Source organism: Streptomyces sp. NPDC034111, assembly GCF_055575375.1.
Genome location: NZ_JBVIST010000001.1, coordinates 1147323 through 1167969, shown reverse-complemented (window position 1 = coordinate 1167969; position 20647 = coordinate 1147323). Strand labels below are relative to the sequence as shown.

Sequence of the window (20647 nt, the reverse complement as noted above, 5' to 3'; positions counted from 1 at the left end):
TTAACACACGGTTGTCACGCCAACTGCGGGCTTCCGGCGAACGAGTGGCGCTACTGCGCGACCACCGCTTCACCGACCCTCTCACCCCGCAGACGCACGGCACACACCGCCCGGGGCCGTAACGCCCCATCGCGCACGAGGAGTTCACAAACCGCCGCCTCCTTGGCCGTTACGGCACTTCCGACCCGCCGCAACGATGGCGGCGACACGAGCTGCCCGGCCACCGCGCGGCGCCCACAGCCCGCGCGCACCGCGCGGCGTTCAGAAAGGAGGCGGCCTGGTTGCTCGCCGACATCACCCGCAGCAAGAACATCCGCGGCCTGCTCACCTACTTCTACGGCCCCGGCCTCGCCAACGAACACACCGACCCGCACCTGGTCGCCTCATGGAACGGCGCCGCGCCCGACCCCGGCCGCTCCAAAGACGTCCCGGACGCCCAGGCCCAGCTCCTCACGGCCCTCACCCCTGGGAACGAACAGCCCGGCCCCGGCACGCCCATACCTCAGATCTGGCACTGCCGCGTACAAGCCGCCCCCGAGGACCGCATCCTCACCGACGCGGACTGGTCAGCCATCGCCCACCGCCTCGTGCACGCCACCGGCATCGCCCCCAAAGACAACGACGGCAGCCGCTGGATCGCCGTCCGCCACGCCGACGACCACATCCATATCCTCGCCACCACCGCACGAGGCGACCGCCGCCCCTCCGAACACCCCAACAATCACCGCGCTACCGACGAAGAACTCACCCTCATCGACAAAGAACTCGCCGCTACCGACAAAGAACTTGCCGCTACCGACAAAGAATTCGCCGCGACCGACGAAGAACTCGCCGCCATCGAGCGCGAGTACGGCCTGCACCAGGTGAGCCGCGCCCAGCACACCACCACCCCACGCCCCACCCGCGCCGAGGACGAAGAGGGCCGGCCCGCACCCAACCCCTGGCACCAGGCCACCGCCGCCACCGAACGCATACCCACGCTCCTCGCTCGCAACGACGACGCAGCCGCCCAGGCCCACCTCGCCGCCTTCGCTGAAGCCCTCGCCGCCCTCCCGTCCCTGTCTCCCCACGACATCGGAGCCCAACTACAACTGGCGGCCCTCGCCTTCGAACGCGTCCCCCGCGTCCGCCCCCGTACCCGCGGCGACCACCCCCACATCCACCCCCACCCCCACGCTTGCGCCCTGCGCAACGCCGTCCGAGCCATGCGCCGCGGCCCGGTGCAGTCGCACGGAGCGACGCTCGCGATGTTTCTCGACTCAGCTGTCCTCGTCGTCATCGCCGCCATCCGCTGGCACCGACTCCGCTGGCACGACCAGCAGGTCATCGCCGCCCGCCGGACCCTGCGGCACCTACAGGCCGCCTACGACCTGGCCGCCGCCAAGCCCCTGGCAGGCTTCTCCCTGCACATCCCGGCAACAGCGAACCCTTCGCACTACGCACAACTCGTCCACGAAGCCGTGCCCGACCAGGCGCAGCAGATCCTGTACGACCCGGCCTGGGCCGCGATGTGCGCCGTCCTCGCGGAAGCCGAAGCGAGCGGCCACCAGCCTGCCCGACTCCTCCAACAGGCTGCCCACCACCCCAACCTGAACGACGCCCGCTCACCGGCCCACGCCCTCACCTGGCGCATCCACCGCCTCGCCCAACGCCCGGCCCTCAGCATCCGGGCCCTGGCCGCCCGCGACCGCCGTCGGCGTTAGCGCAGGCGGGCAGGGGCGCCGACGAGCATCCTCCGATGCAGATAACTGACACGCGCGCACCGCCGGACACCCGGCCCGTCACCCTAGAGATCGAGCTGGTACTCGAATGCCGTGTGCGTCGGCGCATAGCCGAGCGCGTCATTGATGTGCCTCATGTGCGGGTTGTTGTCAGCCGTGTCGGTCAGCAGACCGCCAAGGTCCGGGTACCGCTCAAGGGCCTGAAGAATCGAGGCGGCCTTCATCCACCGTCCGAGGCCGTGCCCGCGGTGCTCGGGCAGGACGCCGGTGCCGTAGTGCTGGCCATCGCTCTTGCCATCACCAGGGACGACCAGTTCGGTGAATCCGGCAATCGAGCCGTCCGACTCGTCGATGGCAACGACGGTGTGCAGCAGATCACCACGCTTTTCGACGGCCGCCGCTGCGGCCCGGACCCGGTCCAGGTCCCAGGCCACCGTGCCGAAGTCGGTGCCGCCCATCGGCATGTCGTCCATGGCACGACGCGACGCGACGAACGTCTCGGCGAGGTCGTCGGAGACCACGCCCTCCCACGACGCCAGCCGATAGCCGGGATGCGGCCGTTCGGTGATCTCGGTGAGCGCGGTGATGTCCGCCTCGGCCAGCGAAAGCCGGGTGTAGATCAGGGTCAGGACCCTGCGGAAGCCGCTGGCCAGCAGGAAACGGTCGCCGGGAGAGCCGGCTTCGGCCTGGGTGATGATGCAGCGTCGGCCGTCCTGACGTGCAGCGGCCAACGCCGCGTCCAGGAGCCGGGAGCCGGTGCGGTTCCGCCGCTCGGCCGGATGGACCTGGACTTCCAGTGCGGCGAGGTGGTCCTGCCCGATCTGGGAGTAAAGACGCAGGAACGCCGACCCGACGGGTATTCCGTCGGAGTCGGACGCCAGCCACGCCAGACGGCGGCCGGCCAGACTGGTGTCGGGGTCGGTCAGCGCAGTGATGCGAACGGACAAGGTGTCTCCGTCGTTGAGAGGTGGAAGCTGTCAGGACCTGGGGTCGGCTGCTGACCGGTCGTGCGGATGTGCTGCACACCTCCTTGGCGACGGCGACGGCGTCGGCCTGGGCGGCCGACGGCCCGCAGAAGGTAGCTGCTCCCCTCCAGAAGCAGCAAAGGGTTTACCGTGCCGCTCCAGAAGCTCCCCACTCTGCGCTGGACGTGAGTGAACGAGACCAGAGCTGAGATCGGAGCCTGGGCCTGGTCATCCTGCATCGGCTCGCTGTCAGCGGAACAAGAGGGCGCCTGCGCCGAGCAGGCCGCGGTTGCCCGGGTTCTTGGCGGAGTTGATGTGGTCCCAGCCGTGGCCCCCAGATCCGACACGTAGCGGGTGCTGGCCTATGGAGCCCGCTGGTGGACGTTGCGAGGGGAACAAGCCGCCGCGGGCGTCATCCTCACTCAGGCCCCCTCCGTGGGTGCCCCAGACGTGTCCGGGTCCTGCCTCAGCCGCCCTCACGGTTCAGGACGCGCCGGGCAGCTGCCAGCCAGCGGCCTTTCAGGACTTTGGCGTTGTGCAGGCGGTCGGCATTCTGCTGGATCAGGCGGCGTTGAACGCGGGTCTCGGCCGCTGCCCATACCTTCACCGCCTTTGTCGACCGTTGACAGGCCACGTCGGCACGGGCGGTGGCGCGTTCGGTCGGCGTGGGCTCGGCCGTGTCCCAGCGCCGGCTGCCAGCAGCTGCCAGGGGGTCTTCGTAGTCAGAGCCCGCCTTCGCCATGCATGCGCGCCATTCACGCATGGCACTGCGCACCTCGGGAGCGCGCAGGGAGGCTTCCAGGGCGGTGCCGGTCAGCTGGTTGAACGCGTGGTAGTCGGGCGGGGCGGTGTTGCCGACGAGTTGGTGCTGGGCGGTCTTGAGGCACCCGCCCTTGCCGGAGGGCCCGTAGGCCGCACGTCGTACCTCGGCGGGGAGCGCCTCGCGCTCGTCCCAGGCACGGTTGCGCCGCACCACCGACGCCGGGGCGGGGCGCGGGTGGTAGCCGAAGTGGGCGGCATCCGCCTCGACGGCTCCGTAACGGCCGAGGTTCGGCGGCTCGATGTCCTGGGCGCTCACCCGGGGCAACGTCTTCCACTCCATGCCCAGGTCGCTCATGCACCGGCGCATGAGGATGTCCAGCGCGTCTTCCACCGCGTAGGTCTCGGCCGTCGTCGATGCATAGGCGTCCAGCGGCAGCGTCAGCCGGCCGGCTTGTCGGCTCGCGGACGGCGGCGGTGCGGTGGAGTGCCCGGCGGGCGCGGGCTCCTGCTGCACGGCTGTGCAGGCGGTGGTGGCCAGAAGCAGCGCGAGCGCGGTGGCGGCCCGGGCGCGGGAGAGCGACATGGTTGCCTCTCGTCATGCGGTGCGCGGTGTGCGGTGCGCGGTGTGTGTGGAGCGGGGTGGGGTCGCAGGCGGGGCGGGGTACGGCCCTGGGATGCCGCACCCCGCCCGTCATCAGTTCGCTGCTGACGGAACGTGCTGTTTAGCGGAACTTGATGGAGCTCGTGGAGTCGGGCAGGCCACGGTTGCCGAAGTGCGCCTCACGGTCGCCCGGCGCCAGGGAGAACGAGGCGCCCTTGTAGTTGGTGTGCTGGTAGAAGGTGACTGTGCGGTTGCCGAAGTTCTTGGCAGAGCTGATCTTGTCGTTCCAGCCGTACGGGCTCAGGCGCGGCAGGCTGGTCTGGGTGCTCGTGCTCGCGCCCTTGTAGTTGGCGTCCACGTAGACCTTGACGTTCGCGCCCTTGAGCTTGGGCGCGACACCCGCGTGGGCATCGGCGAAGGCCGGCAGCGCGGCACCGAGCGAGAGCGCAGCAGCGGCAGCACCCGCAGCGGCTATGTGATGGATACACATGATGTGTTCCCCTTTTGGCCATTCTCACGTGGTGTACGTGAGCTTGGCGTCCGCGATTGGTCCGCGTATGCCCCGAAGGAGGCAGTGCGGCCAGTCCCTGCGCCACGACGATTCAAGCCCTCGAGAACGCCAGGCAGCCTCGACCCCGCTGACGATCCGCCTCCGCCGCACAGGGGAGCCGTACCGCAGAAGACGATGCGGAGGGGATGACCCGGAGATCCGCAATCTGGGGGACGGAGTTGGCTCAATTGCGCCTGGGTGCACACGCGTTGGAGGAGGTAAAGGCGAGTGGGGCAGTCCGCAGAATCCGCTCGATCCGCTGGGCGGTCTTGTTCAGCGCTTCGCCTATGAGCTGCGCAAGCTCCAGCAAACTCCAGGAGGAGGCCGATGCGCCCGCCTACCGGGTGATAGCTAGGCAGCCCGGCCGAGATGTTCGGCGACGGCAGAGCGCACCGAGCGCGAGCACGACTCCCCGATGGGCAGACGCATCCACGACATCCGGCACAGCCGCCTGACCAAGTGGCTCAACGACGTCATCCCGCCCGCGCAGGTCGCCTACCGGGCCGGCAACAGCGTCCCGGTCCTGCTGGCGTTCTGCGCCGGCTGCATCTCCGGGCAGCTTCCGGACCTGAAGCGACGGATCGAGGCCCAGGAGGACCTCCCCGAGCTCCACGAACCGACTGATCAGCTGCGGCAGCTTCGCCACGCATTCGACACAGCCACCCGCAGAATCCCGGTGGCAGCCGGACAGCGCCGGACCCTCCCCGTGATCATCGGGGAGGGTCCGGCGCTTTCGTATGTGCGGCCAAACCTGCCCTGACCAGCAAAAAGACCCTCCCGAAGGGAAGGTCTTGGAGAGCGCCCCCGGCAGGACTCGAACCTGCGGCCAAGTGCTTAGAAGGCACCTGCTCTATCCACTGAGCTACGGGGGCCGGATGTGGACGTGGATCACGGACCGCGGACAAGGATAGAGGTCCGGGTGCCTCGTCCCGGTTGCTTCACCTCCGTGGCACGTTGTGGAGGTTCGGTGAAGCGGTCCCGATAATCGCAGGCAGGTACGAATCCTGCACCGCTTTTGGCGTCTCGTGCAGCGGGTGTTGTGCACTCGTTATGCCTGCGTCTCACTTGTCGCGATCGTCCCATGGATCACTTGTCCCGTTCTATGGGGGTTCTTGCGGCGCGCACAAGGGGTTATACGCTTCAAAAACCTAACGAAATTGGGCATTCTTCACATGTGGCGACCTTGGACGTACGACCCCGGCTGCTCGACGCACTGTCCGTTCTGCGCGACCGCGTCGATGCCGCACGCTTTCCGCTGCCACTACGGGGCGCTGCCCGGGCCCGGCGCAACCGGGACGAGCTCCTCGCCCAGCTCGACGACTATGTGATTCCCCGGCTCCGGGCGCCTCAGGCCCCGCTGCTGGCGGTCATCGGCGGGTCGACCGGGGCGGGCAAGTCCACGCTGGTCAATTCGCTGGTCGGGCGGCGTGTCTCGGAGGCCGGGGTGCTGCGGCCGACGACGCGTACGCCGGTGCTGGTGTGCCATCCCGACGATGTCCACTGGTTCGCCGGGCCGCGGGTGCTCCCGCAGCTCACCCGGGTGTGGGTCCCCGAACAGGATGACGGGGGCGAGGGGGAGGGGGAGTACGCGGGCGGTGCTGGCTCCGCGGCGGATGTGTATCGGACCTTTGGGGGTGCGGGGGCGGAGACCGGCGGTGGTGGACGGGTAGGTGTGGATCTTGGCGCCAATGGCGGGCCTGGCGGGCACGGCGGGCGTAGTGGGCACGGCGGGCGTGGTGGGCACGGTGGGCATGGCGGTAGAGGTGGGGGTGGGGGTGTGCCTGGGGCGGGCGGGGTGGCTGGGGCGCCGGGGGCCTCGCCGGGGGCGCTGACCGTGCGGATCGAGGCGGATGCGGCGCTGCCCAGCGGGGTGGCGTTGCTGGATGCGCCGGATATCGATTCGCTGGTGGCCCGCAACCGGGACCTGGCCGCGGAGCTGATCTGCGCGGCGGATGTATGGGTGCTGGTCACCACGGCCGCCCGGTACGCGGATGCCGTGCCCTGGCATCTGCTGCGTACGGCCAAGGAGTACGACGTCACGCTGGTGACCGTGCTGGACCGGGTCCCGCATCAGATCGCCACCGATATCTCCGGGCGGTATGCGGAACTTCTACAGCGGGCCGGCCTCGGCCACGTCCCGCGGTTCACTATTCCCGAACTGCCCGAGTCGGCCGGCGGTGGGAGCGGACTGCTGCCGGCCACCGCGGTCGCGGCGCTGCGGGACTGGCTGGAGCGGCACGCCAAGGACCCCGTGGCCCGTGCCGCCGCCGCGGAGCGTACGGCGGCCGGTGCGATCTCCTCGCTGCGCAGCCGCCTCCCGGCACTGGCCGGGGCCGCCGCGGCCCAGCACGCCGCGGCGCTGCGGCTGGCCGGGCGGGTCGAGGAGGCGTACGAGCGGGCCGCGGAGCGGGTACGGCGGGAGGTCGCGGCCGGTGAGGTGCTGGCCGGTGACGCACGCGCCCACTGGCGTGACCACGGGCTGGGCGGCCGCCCGGACGAGCTGCTCGACGCGCTGACCGACGGACTCACCTCGTTGCTGGCCTGCGCCGTGGAGGAGGCCGACGAGCGGGCCGCGGACGCCTGGCGGCGCGACCCCGCAGCGGCGGAGGTCTCGTTGAGGGCGGCCGCCGGGCCGACGGGTGCCGGCGAACGGCTGGGCGTGGTCGTACGGCGCTGGCGGCGGTGCCTGGAGGAGCTGGCCGAGGAGGAGACCCGTGAGGCGCGGGCCGGGCAGGCCGGGGAGCGCGTGGGTTCCGTGGAGCCGGAGGAGTCGGCGGCGCTGCTGGCCACAGCGTTGCTCGGCGGACGGCGCGCCCGTACGGCGGGCGAGAACCTGGCCGACCTCTTGGGGGCGCAGACCGCGCTACGGCTCTGTGACCGGGGCAGCCGGCTGCTGACTACGTATCTGGAGCGGGCGCTGCACGGCGAGCGTGAACGGCGGCTGGCACCGCTGGACCAGCTGACCGTCCCGCCGGACCAGCAGGCGGAGCTGATCGCCGCGCTGTCCGTGTTGCAGCGCGAGCGGCAGACGGAGAAGGAGAGGGCGAAGGAGGGGGAGGCGGAGCGGAGGCGGGTGGGGCGGGGAGTGTCGGGGACGGTGCCGGTGCCCGTGCCGATGGCTGGTTCGGGTTCGGGCTCGGGGGCGGGGTCCGGGCGCGCAGTGGAGTTGGGGTTGGCCAAGGAGGAGGTGTCCGGGTGAGCGGTTGCACGGTGACCGGGGCCGGGGAGAGCCCGGGGACGGGGCGCAGGGCGGGAGAAGAGGAGGAAGAGGAGAACGGCGCGGCGGAGAACCGGCGGAGGGCGGCGGTGGGGGACGGGGTGGCGAGCGGCGATGAGGAGGTTGTGACATCCGGTGAGGGTGAGGGCCCGGTGGCGGGTGGGGAGTCGGTTGTACGGGTGGCGGGGGGAAGGGGCGGTACGTGGGACGACGGGCTGATTGCGCGGAGGGCGCGGAATGGGGGCGGCGAGCAGCGGGGAATGGGCCCTAGCGGGGAGACCGGGGAGACCGGGGCGAACGGGATGTCTGGGACGACTGGGGTGACTGAGATGGGGGTGGAGGCAGAGGCAGCGTCTGTGGCGGCTTCCGAGGGTGCTGCGGCGGACGGTGAGGAAGCGGGTGAGGAATCATGCGCCATGTCATACGTCGAGCCACTTACCGGATCACTGGGCGAACCACGCGCAGCGTCGCACGACGCTTCCCGCGCCGCTTCGCATGGCGCGTCACGCGACGGGGCATGGGACGTATCCCGCGCCGGGTCGCCTGGCGGGTCGGCTACGGACTCATGGGGCGCATCCCGCGCCGGGTCGCGTGGCGCGTCACGTCCGGAGTCATGCGGCGTATCCCGCGCCGGCTTGCCTGGCGGCTCACCTACCGGAGCGCGTACGGCTTCATGCGGTGGAGCGCGCGCGGAATCGCTCATCGGATCAGCCACCGGATCAGCCATGGGGTCACGCGTGGGATCAGGCATCGGGTCGGGCGCCGGCCTTGGTACCGGGTCGGTCACCGGGCCAGGCGCCGGGCGAGGCACTGGACAAGGCGTCGGTTCACGCACCGGATCGCGGGACGCGGTGGGTCACGCCTCCCGCGCCGGATCGCGTGGTGAGTCGCCTCGTGAGCCGCACCGCGAGCCGCACCATGAGTCGCACTGTGCGTCGCCCGGCGAACCTCACCGTGAGCCGCACCGTGCCTCGCTTCCCGCGGCGCAGGGCGATGGTGAGGCGTTGATCCAGCCGCGGATGGCGGCGGACGCGGTGGCAGGGGGCGCAAGTGGCAGCGGTTATCGATGGGTTGCGGACGGGGGGCGGCGGGCCGTGGGGGACGGGCTGCGGGAGCGGCTGGAGGCGTTGCGGGAGTTGATCGCGCTGTCGCGGACCCGGCTGGACGGGCGGACGCTGGAGGCGGCGCAGCGGGTGCTGGAGGTGGCGGACGAGCGGTACCGGCTGTCCGGCGAGCACACCGTCGTCGCCATCGCCGGGGCCACGGGGAGCGGGAAGTCGTCGCTGTTCAATGTGCTGGCCGGGGCGAACCGTTCGCAGGTCGGGCCCCGGCGGCCGACCACCGCCGAGCCGGTGGCCTGTGTGTGGCCGGGCGGCAGGCCGGGCGCTGAGGAGTTGCTGAACCGGCTGGGCGTCCCCGTACACCGCCGTCACGTACCCGCGGACGGCAGCGCCGAGCTGCGCGGACTCATCCTGATCGATCTGCCCGACCACGACTCCTCGGCCACCGAACACCGTGCGCAGGTGGACCGGATGCTGGAGCTGGTGGATGCGGTGATCTGGGTGGTGGACCCGGAGAAGTACGCGGATGCGGTCCTGCACGAGCGGTATCTGCGGCCGCTGGCGGGCTACGCCGAGGTCATGTTCGTCGTTCTCAACCAGGTGGACCGGCTGCCCGGGGAGGCCGCGGACCAGGTGGTCGACGATCTGCGGCGCCTGCTGGACGAGGACGGGCTGGCACTCGGCGAACACGGGGAGCCCGGGGCGGCGGTGCTCGCGCTGTCCGCCGCGACCGGCAAGGGCGTCGGGGAACTGCGTGAGGCGCTTGGCCAGTTCGTGGCGGAACGGGGTGCGGCGGACCGAAGGCTGGCGGCCGATGTGGATACGGCCGCAGAGCGACTGCGGTCGGTGTATGTGGCGCAGACCCGGGTCGGGCTGACGGAACAGGCCCGCGCGGAGTTCGACGACCGGCTGGCGGAGGCGGTCGGGGCGGTGGCCACCGGGCGCGCGGCGGAGCGCGACTGGCTGCGGCATGCGGAGCGCGCGTGTGGCTCACCGTGGACGCGGATGCGGGGGCGGCGGGGGAGTCGTCGGTGGGGTGTGGGGTCGCCGGGGCTGGAGGGGGCAGAGGCGACGGAGGCGACGGAGGGACCTGCGGGAATGACGGGGGCGGCGGGGGTGCCGGGGACCGACGCCGGTGGGCGGACGGGCACGGGGAGACGGCGAGGGGTGACGGGGCGGCGGGGAGTCGCGGGACGTGTCGGTGCCGGTGCTGCCGGGGGGCGGGGCGGTGCCGCTGCCACTCGAAACGGTTCTGCTGGGAGTCGGACCGGTTCTGGGGGGCGGACCGGCACTGGGCGCCATGCGGGGGCCGGGACGGCGGCATCGTCCGGCGGTCTCGGTGGTGCCGGTGGTGCCGGCGGTGCCGGTGGGGTCGCGGTGGACGGGCGGGCGGCGGCGCGGCCGGTGGTGGAGCAGGCCGTACGGAACGTGGCGGGGGATGCGGCGCGTGGGCTGCCGGCGCCCTGGGCGCACGCGGTGCGGGAGGCGGCCGAACGCGGTGCGCACGGGCTGCCGGAGGCGCTGGACAAGGTGGCGGCCGATGCGGAGGAGTCGCTACGGGGCGGGCCGGCCGTGAAGCCGCGTTGGTGGGCGGTGGCCGCGGCGTTGCAGGGGCTGATGTCCGTACTCCAAGTTGTCGGTGTGCTGTGGCTGTTGGGGGTGGTCACCGGCATGGGCGAGGCGACGGCCTGGGTCTCCGGGCTGCTGCCCGCGGCCATCGGCTCGGTGGGCGGGCCGGCGCTGTCGTGGATGTGCCGGGTGGTGGCGCGCGGGCCCGCCAGGCGTTACGGGCAGGATGCCGAGCGGCGGCTGCGGAGTGCGGCGGCGGGCTGCGGGCGGGCCCGGGTGCTGGAGCCGGTCGCCGCCGAGCTGTTGCGCTATCGCGAGGTCCGGGAGCAGTACGCGGTGGCGTCGGGCGTCTGACTCCGCATGGGGGGTGCCGCGTGACGTCAGGTGCGTGATGTCAGGCGTGGGACGTCGGGTGTGTGAGGTCGGGTGTGTGATGTCAGGCGTGGGACTGCGGACTTCGGCGTTGAGCGCGGCTGGGGCACTCTTCCGGGTGGCCGAGTTGTCCACAGCCGGCCACCCGTCCACAGGCCTCCGCGGGCTTCGCCGAATCCATGCAGCATGAGGTCAACGCAGCGCGAGCGACAGAGGCGAGCGCACAGGACGCGGGGGAGGCGTGTTCCGTGAACGACACGATGGTGACGCTGGTGGGGAATGCCGCGACGGCGGTGGAGCACCGGCTGACGACGGCGGGCGTGACGGTGGCGAGGTTCCGGCTGGCGGCGACGTCCCGACGGTGGGACAAGGCACAGGAACGCTGGACGGACGGGGAGACAAGTTTCTATACGGTCCGGTCGTGGCGCGGGCTTGCCGACAATGTCGCCGCGTCGGTCGCGGTGGGCGAACCGCTCGTGGTGCAGGGACGGTTGCGGCTGAGGGAGGGGGAGCAGCCTCCCGAGCGGGGCGGACAGCGCTGGTTCTCCGCCGAGGTCGATGCCGTCGCGATCGGTCACGATCTCTCCCGCGGTACGTCGGCGTTCCGCCGTGTGGCGCGGGCGGCGCGGACAGCAGCCGACCCCGTCCCGGAGGCGCGGCTCCAGTGGCAGCCGCAGCCGCAACCGCATCCGGACCTGGACCAACCGGCCCCGCTGACCGCCGACGCGACTTCGGCAGCCGCGAAGCCATCCCCCACACCGGGACCAACTGCGGGCCCGGTTCCGGGACCTGCGCCAACTGCGGGGCCGGCGGGCGCAGCCTCAACGCGCGGATCCTCCCCAACGACCGAGCCAACCACCGCACAGGGCCCGGCACCGCCCCCGCCGCGCCCACGCCCGTCACCCCCAACAGCCGTGCCCACGCCGCACTTGGGGGGCTCGGCGGTGCCCAAGGCAGCAGCGTCGGTATTCGTGAAACGGTCGTCGGCCGGGCGGGGCGAAACGGTGCAGAAGGTGTCAGTGGGATGAAAGGGCCCGGGGATTTATCGATAATGCCAGGTCAGGATGCCGAGTATCGATAACGATTGCGATTCGGATCGCTTATGGGAGGGCATTGCTGGGGACCGTGATGCGCCTGCTCCATAAGATCCGACGAGTACTCACGGGGGCTCACGGGGACTGACGTTCGGCTGTTGAGTTCTTTGGGATCTTTCCGGCGAGGCACCTTCCCCACGCGACCGCCTCGCCCAGAGGGGAAATTCATGCTTTCGATGAAGGGGCGCGGCGCAGCCCGCCTTGCCGCCGCGGTCGTGGCCTCGGGCCTGGTCGCGGCGGGTGCGATAGCCACCGCGGGGACTGCCGCGGCGGACGAGATCACCCCGGCTCACGGGGGTGCCACCGCCACGCTCGGCGGGCTGAAGACCTTCGACCAGGCGGTCGTGCACAGTGACGGTGGGGACCAGCGCGTCGGCGCCGGGCTCTTCGAGATGTCGGTCGACAACGGCGGCACCCTCCAGACGTACTGCATCGACATCCACAACCCGACGCAGCAGCAGGCCAAGTACCAGGAAGTGCCCTGGAGCGCCTCGTCGCTGCACAACAACGCGGACGCCGGCAAGATCCGCTGGATCCTTCAGAACTCCTACCCGCAGGTGAACGACCTGGCCGCGCTCGCCTCCAAGGCCGGTGCCGGGAACCTCACCGAGAAGACCGCCGCGGCCGGCACCCAGGTCGCGATCTGGCGCTTCTCCGACCACGTCAAGGTGGACGCGGTCGACCCGGCGGCCGAGAAGCTCGCCGACTACCTCGAGAAGAGCGCCCAGAGCGTGGCCGAGCCCAAGGCCTCGCTGACGCTGGACCCGCCGGCCGTCTCCGGGAAGTCCGGCGGCAAGCTCGGCCCGGTCACCGTGCACACCAACGCCGACAGCGTCACGATCTCCCCGGCTGCCGGTGCGCCGGCCGGTGTGAAGGTCGTCGGCAAGGACGGCAAGCCGGTCACCAGCGCCGCCGACGGCACCCAGCTGTTCTTCGACGTGCCCAAGGGCGCCGCGGACGGCAGCACCTCGGTGACCGCGCAGGCCGCCACCAAGGTCCCGGTCGGCCGTGCCTTCACCGGCATTGGTGAGCACGCCAAGAGCCAGACCCAGATCCTGGCCGGCTCCAGTGAGTCCACGGTCTCCGCGGCCGCCACGGTCTCCTGGAAGAAGCAGGGAGCCATCCCGGCGATCACCGCCGAGAAGAACTGCGCCAAGGGCGGCGTGGACGTGACGGCGGCCAACAAGGGCGATGAGGCGTTCCGCTTCCAGCTGTCCGGCAAGGACTACGAGGTCGCTCCGGGCAAGTCGCAGACCGTGACCGTGCCGGTGGCCGAGGACCAGCCGTACGAGATCACGATCAAGGGTGCGGGCGGCTTCAAGAAGACCTTCAGCGGCGTCCTGGACTGCAAGACCGCCGGCAGTGGCGGCGGCAAGCCCTCCTCGAAGCCCAGCCCGGCGTCGGTCGGCGGCAGCACCGGTGGCAGCCACGGCACCGACCTCGCCGAGACCGGTTCCAGCAGTGCCACCCCGGTGATCGCGGGCATCGCGGTCGTGCTGGTCGTGGTCGGCGGTGCCGCGGTGTTCTTCCTCCGTAAGAAGAAGGCCGGTACTCCCGCCCAGTAATAGGGCCGGGACTCCCGCCCAGTGATGAGGCCGGTACTTCCGCCCAGTAATGCCGTGAACACACTGCACTAGCAGTCGGTGACCGCTCGTGACCGAATGGTGAGCGAGCTGCACCGAGGGAACGTCCCGTGGCCCCGGAGCGTTGTATCGCTCCGGGGCCGCTGGCGTCCGCCCCTTGGCACCCGTTTCCTTCAAGGGATGGACGTACGGCAAGATGGGGTGTATCTGCCCTCCCCTGCCTCGGCGCACGGTGGCCCCGGGCGGCGTCGCACACAGACTCTGATCGATCCAATCTGGCGGACGGTTTCTCTTGGCTGAGTACATCTACACGATGCGGAAGACGCGCAAGGCGCACGGCGACAAGGTCATCCTCGATGACGTGACGCTGAGCTTCCTGCCGGGCGCGAAGATCGGTGTCGTGGGTCCCAACGGCGCCGGTAAGTCCACGGTGCTGAAGATCATGGCCGGTCTTGAGCAGCCGTCGAACGGCGACGCCTTCCTCTCCCCGGGCTACACCGTCGGCATGCTCCTCCAGGAGCCCCCGCTGGACGAGTCCAAGACGGTTCTGGAGAACGTCCAGGACGGCGCCCGCGAGGTCATGGACAAGCTCCATCGCTTCAACGAGGTCGCCGAGCTGATGGCGACCGAATACTCCGACGCGCTGATGGAGGAGATGGGCAAGCTCCAGGAGGACCTCGACCACGCCAACGCGTGGGACCTGGACACCCAGCTCGAGCAGGCCATGGACGCGCTCGGCTGCCCGCCCGGCGACTGGCCGGTCACCAACCTCTCCGGTGGTGAGCGCCGCCGCGTCGCGCTGTGCAAGCTGCTGCTGGAGGCCCCCGACCTGCTGCTCCTCGACGAGCCCACCAACCACTTGGACGCCGAGTCCGTGCAGTGGCTGGAGCAGCACCTCGCGAAGTACCCCGGCACCGTCGTCGCCGTCACCCACGACCGGTACTTCCTCGACAACGTCGCCGGCTGGATCCTGGAGCTCGACCGCGGCCGTGCGCATGGCTACGAGGGCAACTACTCCAAGTACCTCGAGACCAAGCAGACCCGTCTGAAGGTCGAGGGGCAGAAGGACGCCAAGCGTGCGAAGCGTCTGAAGGACGAGCTGGAGTGGGTGCGCTCCAACGCCAAGGGGCGGCAGGCCAAGTCCAAGGCCCGCCTGGCGCGTTACGAGGAGATGGCCGCCGAGGCCGACAAGATGCGGAAGCTGGACTTCGAGGAGATCCAGATCCCGCCGGGCCCGCGTCTGGGCAATGTCGTCGTCGAGGTCGACAAGCTCAACAAGGCCTTCGGCGAGAAGGTCCTGATCGAGGACCTGAGCTTCACCCTGCCGCGCAACGGCATCGTCGGCATCATCGGCCCGAACGGCGCCGGCAAGACCACCCTGTTCAAGATGCTCCAGGGCCTGGAGACCCCGGACTCCGGCGACATCAAGGTCGGCGAGACCGTCAAGATCTCCTACGTCGACCAGAGCCGCGAGAACATCGACCCCAAGAAGACCCTGTGGGCCGTGGTCTCCGACGAGCTGGACTACATCAACGTCGGCCAGGTCGAGATGCCCTCGCGCGCCTACGTGAGCGCGTTCGGCTTCAAGGGCCCGGACCAGCAGAAGCCGGCCGGTGTGCTCTCCGGTGGTGAGCGCAACCGCCTGAACCTGGCGCTCACCCTCAAGCAGGGCGGCAACCTGCTGCTCCTCGACGAGCCGACCAACGACCTCGACGTCGAGACCCTGTCGTCGCTGGAGAATGCGCTGCTGGAGTTCCCGGGCTGCGCCGTGGTCGTCTCCCACGACCGCTGGTTCCTCGACCGCGTCGCCACCCACATCCTGGCGTACGAGGGCGACTCCAAGTGGTTCTGGTTCGAGGGCAACTTCGAGTCGTACGAGAAGAACAAGGTCGAGCGTCTCGGCCCGGATGCGGCCCGTCCGCACCGCGCCACCTACAAGAAGCTCACCCGGGGCTGACCGACGTGCGCCACCTCTACTCCTGTCCCCTGCGCTGGTCGGACATGGACGCCTTCGGCCATGTCAACAACGCGGTCTTCGTCCGCTACCTCGAAGAGGCGCGGATCGACTTCATGCGCCGGCTGGCGCCGGGGGGCGGCAGCCCGTCGTTCACGGGCGGCTCGGTCGTCGCCCGGCACGAGATCGACTATGTGCGGCCGCTGGTACACCGGCCTGCTCCGGTGACCGTCGAGTTGTGGGTGACGAAGATCAGCGCCGCGTCGATGACGGTCGGCTACGAGGTCAAGGACGAGGACTCCCTCTATCTGCGGGCCTCGACCGTCGTCGTGCCGTACAACTTCGCCGAGGAGCGTCCGCGCCGTCTCACGGCGGAGGAGAAGGCGATCCTCAAGGAGTACCTGGACGACGCCGCGCACCAGGAGGGAACTGCCGCGGTATGACGGCGCTGCACCTGGCCGACGCGGGGGAGGCGGCGGATCTCGCCGCCTTCCTCGCCCGGCTGATCCACTACGACCGCGCCGCGGCGGTACGGCTGCAGGCCGGCGGCGGGGTGCTCGCCGTCTTCGGCCGTCCGCCGTCGTTCGAGGTGCTGGCGATCCGTACCGCGCGGCTCGCCGAGGACACCTCCCCGGACGTCTCCCAGGACACCTCCCAGGACACCTCCCGGGACGTCTCCCAGGACACCGCCCTGGACACGACGGTCTCGGCCGGTGAACTCCTCGAAGGCATCGACGAGCAGGAGGGGGCGCTGACCGTCCCCGCCGCGGTCACGGGTCCGCCGTGGACCGGGCTGCTGCCGCCGCGCGGCGGCTGGCAGCGGGTGCCCGGACTGCCGGCGCCCGAGGCGCTGGTGCGTGCGGTGGCCGCCGCGGTCGCCGAATTCCGGGCCCGCGACGAGGCACTGCCGCCCGAGCAGCGCACCCGCGCCGCACGGGACCGCATCGGCCGTGAGATCTGGTCGCGCACCCTCGGCGACACCCACCTTCCGCTGCGCGCCGCGCACGCCGCCCAGTCGCTGGGCTTCCTGCGCCCGGCGCGGGCCGGGGCGCTGGCCGGCGGCCGCACCACACCAGGCGCGCCCGCCCCGGAGGCACAGCCGCTGAGCCTGCTGTCCGCGGGCGGCTGGCTGCGGCTGAGCACCCCGTACGGATCGATCGCCGTACGGACCGGGGGACCGGCCGGGCTCACGGGGCTGTCGGGGCTGACGGTCACGCCGGTCTGACGGTTACGCCGGGCTGAGGGCTGCCCGGGGCTGAGGGCCACCGGTACGCGAACGCCTCCGGTCTGCCGGCGCTCCAGTCCGCGGCCGCCTCCGTTCCGCCGCCGCCTCCGGATCGCCGGCTAGGTCTCCTCGCCGCTCCCTTCCCCTCTCCCGCTCGCGCTCCCTCCCCCTCCCCCTTCCGAATGGTCCGAGTGGTCCGAGTGGTCCGAGTGGTCCGGCCACACCCCGATGTGATCGCTCTCCAGCTCCAGCAGGACGCGGTGCGCCATGCCCAGGCTGCTGGTGTAGTCGGCCGGCAGCTGGAGCCGGCCCGCGCGGTCGAGCATCGCGTATTCGCGGGCGACCAGGGACTCCTCGCCGGTCGCGGCGTTGCGTTCGGTGCGCCGCAGCACCTCCGACGACGTACGCCCGTCCCTGATCGCAACCGTGCGCCGTACCTCGTTCGCCACCGCCTGGTCATGGGTGACGATCACGATCGTGGTGCCCAGTACCTCGTTGGCCGTACGGAAGGCCGTGAAGACCTGCTCGGCGGTGTGCGAGTCCAGCTCGCCGGTCGGCTCGTCGGCCAGCAGTACGGAGGGGGTGTTGGCCAGTGCCACCGCGATGGCGGTGCGCTGCTGCTCGCCGCCGGAGAGCTGGTGGGGCCGGCGGTCGCGGCAGTGGTCGAGGGAGAGCATCGACAGCAGCTCGTCGGCCGCCTTCGCCCGGGCCGCCCGGCGCCGCCCGCCGCGCAGCTGCATCGGCAGGGTGACGTTCTGGAGGGTGGTCAGATACGGCAGGAGGTTGCGGGCGGTCTGCTGCCAGACGAAGCCGACGACCTCACGCCGGTAGCCGAGCCGGGCCCTGGCGTCCATCGTCAGCAGATCGCGGCCGGCGACCTTGGCTGCGCCCGCGGTCGGCACGTCCAGACCGGCGAGGATGTTCATCAGGGTGGACTTGCCGCTGCCGGACGCCCCCACCAGTGCCAGCAACTCGCCCTCGGCGACCAGCAGATCGAGCCCCTGAAGCGCCTGCACCTCGACTCCGTCGGTGGAGAAGACCCGCACCAGCCGGTCGCAGACGATCAGGGCGTCGTGCCCGTAGGCGGGCCGCCCCCGCCGGGCCGCCGCGCGCGCCTCCAGCTCGGCGAGGCCGGCGGGGGCCGGTGGGGTACGGCCGTCGGCCGGTGGGGTCAGGGATCGGGTCTCAGGCTCTCTCCCGGTCGTCATGCGTGCTCTCCCACCCTCAACTCGGTGCTTTCGCGCCGCCGTTCACCGATCCAGGCCTGGGCCAGCACCACCGCAAGGGCCAGTGCCACCACGCCCGCCGACGGCAACAGCAGGGACGCGGGGTCGGTTTGGAGTCGTACGGTGCCGGGTGCGCCGCCGCCCGGGGCGCCGGGCAGGGCGAGTGGGGTGAGGTCCATACCGGGGCCCAGCAGCCGGATCGTGGCGGCGCCGGTCAGTGCCCCGCCGACAGCTGCGAGCAGCGTCTGCGGCAGCGCCTCCAGGACCATCAGCAGCCGCCCCTGGGCGGGGGGCAGACCCATCGTGCGCAGTCTGGCCAGGAGTTGGGTGCGCTGTGGGGCGGCCTGGAGGAGCGAGAGCAGCAGGGCCAGCAGCGCGAATCCGGCGCCGGCCACGACGGCGGCTGTGTAGAGGCGTTGGGCGCCCTGTTGGAGGGGCGCGTCGGCGAGCCCCGCGCGCTCCGTGGAGCGCAGGGTCAGCCGGGCGGGCGACGATGCGGGGGAGTGGGCGCGGACGGCGGTGCGCAGCGCCCCGGCGTCCAGGCCGTGGCCGGACAGCAGCAGGACGGTGGGGCCGTTGGCGGGGTCGGCGTAGGTGTCCGGGTGGAGCCGGGCCACGCTGCGGGCGTTGAGCAGCACGAAGTCGCCGCCGGGCTGGGCGGGGGTGTCGGAGCGTACCGCGGTGAGGCGGACGACGAGTTGGCCGAACTCCGGTTGCAGCGCCATCGGGGCGCGTCCGAAGCGGGCCAGGACGCGGGGGGAGACGAGCGCCGGCAGCGGCCGGTCGCCGCCGGGGTCGGCCAGTTCCGTTGCGGAGAAGGCGCCCAGGCCGGTGGCGCGGGCGAGCCGGGCGTAGGCCTCGGCGTCGGCGATGATCAGGTAGAGGGGCGGACCACCGTCGTCGGCGGCCTGGACGGTGATCCGTATCGGTACGGCGTCCACGACGCCCGGCACTTGGGCAACGGCGCGTTGCAGCGCCCGGGGGAGCGGCTTGTCGGCGGAGATCCGGGCGTCCGCGCCGACCGCGGTGAGCGCCGCGCGGTCGCGGGCGGTGGCGATTCCGGTGAGCACCGAGCCGCCGAACGACGCGGTGGTCAGCGCCACCAGGAGGGCCAGGAGCGGCAGGCCGGCGGTGGCCGGGGCGCGGCCGGCGCGGGCCAGTGCGAGAAAGCCGGTCAGCCCGGAGGTGCGCGCGGCGGGCCGGGCAGCCAGCCGCAGCGGCAGCGGGTAGAGCCGCATCAGGACCAGTGCCGCGATCACACCGATCAGCACCGGTGCCGCGCTGACCAGGGCGTCCACCCCGCCGGCGGCCGTGCTGCGGCGGCGCAGCGCGACCACCGCGCCGACCGCCAGTACCAGCACGGTCAGTTCGGCGACGGTACGGCGCCGGGAGGGGCGGGCGGCCGCCAGATCGGCGCGGGCGACGGGGCGGGGGCGGCGGTGCGCGGCGGCGGCCCGCAGCGGCAGCGCGAGGGTGCCCAGCAGCCCGGTGCCGGCCGCCGCCAGCAGGGAAGGCAGCACCCGCTCGCCGGGCATCAGCAGCAGGGCGAGTGCGCCGCCCACCGCGGCCGAGGGCAGCGCCACCACCGCGCTCTCCGCGGCCAGTTGCCCGGTCAGCCCGGCCAGCGAGGCGCCCCGGGCCCGCAGCAGGGCCAGCTCCGGGCCCCGCCGGGCCGCCGTCAGCGCCCCGGTCATCAGCAGCACCACCCCCGCGACGGTGCCGACCCCGAACGCCGCCACCGCGATGACCGGCGCGATCGCCGACCGCATCCGGGCGAAGCCGTCCAGCAGACCGTCCACCGAGCTGTCGGCCAGTGCGCCGGCGCCCGCGACCGTGCGCAACCGGGCCAGCGCCGCGCCGTGTTCGAGGGAGAGCAACCGGTCCCGCAGCCGTGGGGCGTCCTGGGCGGTCAGCGCGCTCACGTCGACCGGATAGCGCCAGTACTTCTCCGGCTCCCCCTCGGTGTCCGACAGCGCCGGCCCGTCCTGCGGGGCGAGCAGCAGACCGGCGCGCCAGAACCTCTTCGACGGCGGCCCGGGGGAGGTGTCCTGACGGGCGGCGGCCATCAGCGGATCCACCGCCCAGTACGTACTGTCCGGGTCGCGCGGGGTGAGCAGTCCGGAGATCCGTACGGTCAGGTCCGGCAGGTGCAGTGCGCTGCCGACGCGCAGATGGAGGGTGCGTGCGGTGGCGACGGTCACCGCCGCCTGGACGGTGCGCGCCCCGGGGGCCGCGCCGTGCGGCAGTTGTCCCCTGGTGAGCGTGGCGTGCCGGCCGAGGCCGGCGGCCGCGTAGAGCGTCACGGTGGGGCCGAGGCCGTCGGGCCGGGGCAGCCAGGAGTCGCGCGTGGCCAGTGGCTTGGTGGTGCGTACGCCGTACTGCGCGTCGCCCTCGGAGATCCGCAGCGGGGCGTGGAACTGCCCCCGGATCGCCCGGTCCTGGCGGGCGAGGTCCGCCGCACCGTAGCCGGCCACGGGGCCGGAGCCGGCCGTCTCCGTCTGCGAGATCTCCGTCTGCCCAACGGAGATCTCCACGGTCCGCTGCTCGGGCGGCGCCGAGCCGACCGCCTGACGCACCCCACGCGTCTCGTACGCCTCCATACCGCGCGGTAACACCGCCGCGAGGAACGCGGTGACCAGCACCAGCACGCCCAGTGCGAGCGCCGCGCCGCGCGCCGCCCGCAGCCGGATGCGCAGCAGGCCCGTCCAGGTGGGCGCGCTCATCGGCATCCGCCGCTCAGCATCCCG

General features: G+C 71.9%; 14 protein-coding genes and 1 tRNA gene. 9 read left to right on the top strand and 6 right to left on the bottom strand.

Annotated elements, in window-relative coordinates:
- Positions 1-281 precede the first annotated feature (281 nt).
- Positions 282-1703, top strand: coding sequence for a mobilization protein (locus tag ACZ55A_RS05135; protein WP_468833802.1), 1422 nt, complete (start codon positions 282-284; stop codon positions 1701-1703).
- A gap of 83 nt (positions 1704-1786) precedes the next feature.
- On the opposite strand, the gene ACZ55A_RS05130 is transcribed toward ACZ55A_RS05135, so the two are convergent.
- The 3 genes from ACZ55A_RS05130 to ACZ55A_RS05120 all read right to left on the bottom strand — a co-directional run bounded on the left by ACZ55A_RS05130 (position 1787) and on the right by ACZ55A_RS05120 (position 4539).
- The gene (locus tag ACZ55A_RS05130) at positions 1787-2668 is read right to left on the bottom strand and encodes a GNAT family N-acetyltransferase (RefSeq protein WP_468833796.1); all 882 of its coding nucleotides are present in this window, start codon (positions 2666-2668) and stop codon (positions 1787-1789) included.
- Positions 2669-3152: 484 nt separating this feature from the next.
- Positions 3153-4031 (bottom strand): hypothetical protein, encoded by an 879-nt coding sequence (locus ACZ55A_RS05125; protein WP_468833789.1) that lies wholly within the window; start codon positions 4029-4031, stop codon positions 3153-3155.
- A 139-nt stretch (positions 4032-4170) separates the two neighbouring features.
- Complete coding sequence (locus ACZ55A_RS05120; protein WP_468833784.1) at positions 4171-4539, bottom strand: peptidase inhibitor family I36 protein; 369 nt, start codon at positions 4537-4539, stop codon at positions 4171-4173.
- Between the two features lie 475 nt (positions 4540-5014).
- Between ACZ55A_RS05120 and ACZ55A_RS05115 the strand changes: the two genes are divergently transcribed.
- Positions 5015-5359 (top strand): hypothetical protein, encoded by a 345-nt coding sequence (locus ACZ55A_RS05115; RefSeq protein ID WP_468833777.1) that lies wholly within the window; start codon positions 5015-5017, stop codon positions 5357-5359.
- A 39-nt stretch (positions 5360-5398) separates the two neighbouring features.
- Here ACZ55A_RS05115 and ACZ55A_RS05110 read toward each other — a convergent pair.
- Positions 5399-5471, bottom strand: a tRNA-Arg gene (locus ACZ55A_RS05110).
- 311 nt (positions 5472-5782) lie between these two features.
- On the opposite strand from ACZ55A_RS05110, the gene ACZ55A_RS05105 reads away from it, so the two are divergent.
- The 7 genes from ACZ55A_RS05105 to ACZ55A_RS05075 all read left to right on the top strand — a co-directional run bounded on the left by ACZ55A_RS05105 (position 5783) and on the right by ACZ55A_RS05075 (position 16674).
- Positions 5783-7798 carry an ATP-binding protein gene (locus ACZ55A_RS05105; RefSeq protein ID WP_468834689.1) on the top strand — a complete coding sequence of 672 codons (2016 nt, stop codon included), beginning with the start codon at positions 5783-5785 and terminating at the stop codon, positions 7796-7798.
- Positions 7799-8835: 1037 nt separating this feature from the next.
- Positions 8836-10800: a GTPase gene (locus ACZ55A_RS05100; protein WP_468834686.1), complete on the top strand. Its 1965-nt coding sequence runs from the start codon at positions 8836-8838 to the stop codon at positions 10798-10800.
- 197 nt (positions 10801-10997) lie between these two features.
- The gene (locus tag ACZ55A_RS05095; RefSeq protein ID WP_468833770.1) at positions 10998-11846 is read left to right on the top strand and encodes a single-stranded DNA-binding protein; all 849 of its coding nucleotides are present in this window, start codon (positions 10998-11000) and stop codon (positions 11844-11846) included.
- A gap of 233 nt (positions 11847-12079) precedes the next feature.
- Positions 12080-13477, top strand: coding sequence for a Cys-Gln thioester bond-forming surface protein (locus ACZ55A_RS05090; RefSeq protein ID WP_468833765.1), 1398 nt, complete (start codon positions 12080-12082; stop codon positions 13475-13477).
- Positions 13478-13787: 310 nt separating this feature from the next.
- The gene (gene ettA, locus ACZ55A_RS05085; RefSeq protein WP_468833760.1) at positions 13788-15452 is read left to right on the top strand and encodes an energy-dependent translational throttle protein EttA; all 1665 of its coding nucleotides are present in this window, start codon (positions 13788-13790) and stop codon (positions 15450-15452) included.
- A 5-nt stretch (positions 15453-15457) separates the two neighbouring features.
- On the top strand, positions 15458-15892 hold the full coding sequence (locus ACZ55A_RS05080) for an acyl-CoA thioesterase (protein ID WP_468833753.1): 435 nt from the start codon (positions 15458-15460) through the stop codon (positions 15890-15892).
- A complete protein-coding gene (locus ACZ55A_RS05075; protein WP_468833749.1) occupies positions 15889-16674 on the top strand; it encodes a DUF8185 domain-containing protein in 786 nt (261 codons plus the stop codon). The genes ACZ55A_RS05080 and ACZ55A_RS05075 overlap by 4 nt, the downstream gene beginning before the upstream one ends.
- Positions 16675-16793: 119 nt before the next feature.
- Here the strand turns inward: ACZ55A_RS05075 and ACZ55A_RS05070 are convergent, their stop codons facing one another.
- Positions 16794-17882 carry an ABC transporter ATP-binding protein gene (locus ACZ55A_RS05070; protein ID WP_468833744.1) on the bottom strand — a complete coding sequence of 363 codons (1089 nt, stop codon included), beginning with the start codon at positions 17880-17882 and terminating at the stop codon, positions 16794-16796.
- Entirely contained in the window at positions 17879-20623 is a 2745-nt protein-coding gene (locus ACZ55A_RS05065) for a thioesterase domain-containing protein (RefSeq protein WP_468833738.1), read from the bottom strand. Before ACZ55A_RS05065 ends, ACZ55A_RS05070 begins: the two co-directional genes overlap by 4 nt.
- Between the last annotated feature and the right edge of the window lie 24 nt (positions 20624-20647).

Excerpts from the sequence above, each read along its gene's own strand:
- ACZ55A_RS05090 (WP_468833765.1), top strand. The coding sequence starts at position 12,080 with ATGCTTTCGATGAAGGGGCGCGGCGCAGCCCGCCTTGCCGCCGCGGTC.
- ACZ55A_RS05095 (WP_468833770.1), top strand. The coding sequence starts at position 10,998 with ATGCAGCATGAGGTCAACGCAGCGCGAGCGACAGAGGCGAGCGCACAG.
- ACZ55A_RS05070 (WP_468833744.1), bottom strand. The coding sequence starts at position 17,882 with ATGACGACCGGGAGAGAGCCTGAGACCCGATCCCTGACCCCACCGGCC.
- ACZ55A_RS05075 (WP_468833749.1), top strand. The coding sequence starts at position 15,889 with ATGACGGCGCTGCACCTGGCCGACGCGGGGGAGGCGGCGGATCTCGCC.
- ACZ55A_RS05100 (WP_468834686.1), top strand. The coding sequence starts at position 8,836 with ATGGCGGCGGACGCGGTGGCAGGGGGCGCAAGTGGCAGCGGTTATCGA.
- ACZ55A_RS05125 (WP_468833789.1), bottom strand. The coding sequence starts at position 4,031 with ATGTCGCTCTCCCGCGCCCGGGCCGCCACCGCGCTCGCGCTGCTTCTG.
- ACZ55A_RS05065 (WP_468833738.1), bottom strand. The coding sequence starts at position 20,623 with ATGAGCGCGCCCACCTGGACGGGCCTGCTGCGCATCCGGCTGCGGGCG.
- ACZ55A_RS05115 (WP_468833777.1), top strand. The coding sequence starts at position 5,015 with ATGGGCAGACGCATCCACGACATCCGGCACAGCCGCCTGACCAAGTGG.
- ACZ55A_RS05120 (WP_468833784.1), bottom strand. The coding sequence starts at position 4,539 with ATGTGTATCCATCACATAGCCGCTGCGGGTGCTGCCGCTGCTGCGCTC.